Consider the following 3,006-nt stretch of genomic DNA (forward strand, 5'->3'; position numbering starts at 1 on the left):
TTTCTTGAAAAGCACCGTCCTCCGCTTTTCGATCAGGTGAGACCCCACAGGCGAAGCCGAGGAGGCTCACCGCCCGCCCCGCGGAAAGTGAGCATCCTGTAGTGGAAATCAACCCCTTTTTCAATAACAACAAAGTTTGCGAAAACAGCCTTTACTTTATAGCGATCTCTATACCAAAAAAACCAGCTCCCTTGAAAGAGCTGGTTTTTTTTTTGCTTTAAGTATTATTTGCCGCGGATCTTTTCAATTTCATCTGCAACAAATTGTACGGATGTTCCTACAATTACCTGAATGCTGGTATCTCCTACAACATTAATTCCTGGAACTCCTGTTGCTTTGATCTTGCTTTGGTCAACTGCTTTCATATCTTTAACTTCTACTCTTAATCGGGTAACACAATTATCCACAGAAGTCACATTTGCGTCTCCGCCAAGTCCTTCATAAATCTTAGCTGCCATAACAGTAAATTTATTCTCTTGAACATCTGTTCCTTCCTCTTGGACCGCTTCTTCTACTTCTTCTCCACGCCCAGGAGTTGCTAAATTAAATTTAGTAATCAGGAATCTGAATAAGAAATAATAGATCACCGCAAAGACAAGGCCTTGAACGATTAGCATATATGGCTGATTTGCCAGCGGCAGTCTTGAACTTAGGACAAAATCTACAAAACCGGCGCTGAAGCCAAATCCTGCTGTCCAGTGAAAAAAGGAAGCTACAGCCAGTGATATTCCTGTAAGAACAGCATGCACGAAATAAAGTGCAGGCGCAGCAAACATAAATGCAAATTCAAGCGGTTCAGTTACCCCGGTAAAAAAGGCAGCAAAACCGGCAGCAAGCATTAATGAGGCCACTTGTTTCCGTTGTTTTGTTTTTGCAGTATGATACATGGCAAGCCCTGCAGCAGGAAGACCAAACATCATGATTGGGAAATAACCTGCTTGATACATGCCTGTTATACCCTTCTCACCTTTTCCTGCCCAGAAGTTCCCAATATCGTTGATGCCAGCTACATCAAACCAGAACACTGAGTTCAATGCATGGTGCAGTCCGGTTGGAATCAATAATCGATTAAAGAATCCATAAAGTCCAGCGCCTATATAGCTTAATTTACTGATGCCTTCTCCAAAAGAGACCAAGCCAGTAAAGATAGCAGGCCATACAAAAAACATGATTAAGGAAACAACCAGCATGGAAACCGCAGACATAATCGGAACAAGGCGTTTTCCACTGAAGAATGCAAGTGCATCAGGCAATTTCACATGGCTGAAACGATTGTACATGGTAGCAGCCACTAGACCTGAAAGGATCCCAACAAATTGGTTTCCTATTTTCGCAAATGCCGGGTTTACTTTTTCAGGATCCAGCCCTTGCAGCATCGCTACGGAGTTAGTTGAAAGCAAAGTGGTAATAACAAGGTAAGCCACTAGACCGCTTAGTGCAGCAGATCCATCTTTTTGCTTCGACATGCCTAAAGCTACTCCGACAGCAAATAAAATTGACATATTGTCAATGATGGAAGATCCAGCTTTGATCAAGAAAGCCGCAACCGGATTATCTGCTCCCCATCCGGTCGGATCGATCCAATAACCGATACCCATAAGGATCGCTGCAGCAGGCAGAACTGCTACTGGCAGCATTAGGGACCGGCCAATTCTTTGTAAGTATTTCATCATCTTTTACATTCCCCCCTAGTCCATATTACTATATGTCCTTCTAATATAACAGCTTATTTGGCAGATACACTCCCTTCTGACTTCACCAGATTTTCAAAGATATACTATAATGGCCAAAAAGAAAAAAGACACGCTATAGTTTATTATAATGACAAAGATTAAGATTATTCAATATATTTTGTCAGCGGTTTCACAGGCAGAGATAAACAAAGCGGATTAGCTGGCTATTATGCGGTTGGAACGGCAGAATATGGGCTAATCCGGTTTGTAGATGCTCTAGGAAATCTGCATCATATTAAGCATTCATACCCTTTCTTGCCCCAAAGCACTGTTCGCCAAACAAAAAAACCAGGTCCGCTAACGGAACTGGAAGTTTGTTTAGTGTTAGTATTTATATGAAATAAATTGCGAACCTTTGTAGTACACTTTAAGCGTTTTACCTTTCATCTGTTTTACGAGGCCTTCCGCTTTTCCGTATCCTACCTGCAGGACAAAGTATTCTTTTCCTGAGACAAATTCAATGGAATGATTGTCCGCGGCGCCAGTCACTTTGGCCGTTTTATAAAGAAGAGCCTCTCCAGGTATGATGAGCTTCTCCCCTGTCCGGAGAGCAGTATTCTTTTTGCCGTTTGCCTGTATTAGAGCGTTAACGGTCACGTTAAATCTTTTTGAAATCGCCCACACTGAATCTCCCGCTTTTACATTATATATTTGTCCTTTAATGGATTTCACCGCAGGACTGGTCACAGCCTCTGGCTTTTTTGTCTTTCGGGGTGTTTGTGCATGTAATGCCGGTACATCAATTCGCTGGCCGATATAAATCTTGTCCGAATTTAACCCGTTTGCGCCTTTTAGCTGTTGTACGGTTACATGGTATTTAGCAGAAAGTTTGAGCAGGGTATCGCCTTTTTTTACTGTATATGTATCACTGCAAGCGCCTGCAAGCGTTCCGCCCGACATAAGAATCGTTCCAAATAGTACTAATAAAGCTGTGCCAATTGTCCAAGTGCTCTTTATTTTCCTCAGCAGCGGGAACTTTATAGCTGCTTCCAAAATATTGCCTGCCGAAATCTTCATCTATTTAGCCTCCAGGATTATTGTAGTACAGATATAGTATACCTATGCAATTCAAGACACCTGCTTCTGTATGTATACCCTATCAAACAAGAACCAACCTTTTTCCCCCGAAAATGGTCAATTTGGCGGAACCAGAGATTACTAAATAGATCCATATAACTAAAAAAACCAGTCACAAGGACTGGTTTTTAAATGCCGCATATGCCGTATCATATAAGAAAGTTTTAAACCACCACTCCTCAAAGTGGGTGTTTGC

General features: G+C 42.0%; 2 protein-coding genes. Both read right to left on the bottom strand.

Annotated features, from left to right (window positions below; genetic code table 11):
• Window positions 1-224: 224 nt before the first annotated feature.
• Entirely contained in the window at window positions 225-1,673 is a 1,449-nt protein-coding gene (gene nagE / locus CUU66_RS22300) for an N-acetylglucosamine-specific PTS transporter subunit IIBC (protein WP_101645603.1), read from the bottom strand.
• 384 nt (window positions 1,674-2,057) lie between these two features.
• A complete protein-coding gene (locus tag CUU66_RS22305; protein WP_101645604.1) occupies window positions 2,058-2,750 on the bottom strand; it encodes a LysM peptidoglycan-binding domain-containing protein in 693 nt (230 codons plus the stop codon).
• Between the last annotated feature and the right edge of the window lie 256 nt (window positions 2,751-3,006).

This window comes from Peribacillus deserti (assembly GCF_002863585.1).
GTDB classification, from domain to species: Bacteria; Bacillota; Bacilli; order Bacillales; family DSM-1321; genus Paraperibacillus; species Paraperibacillus deserti_A.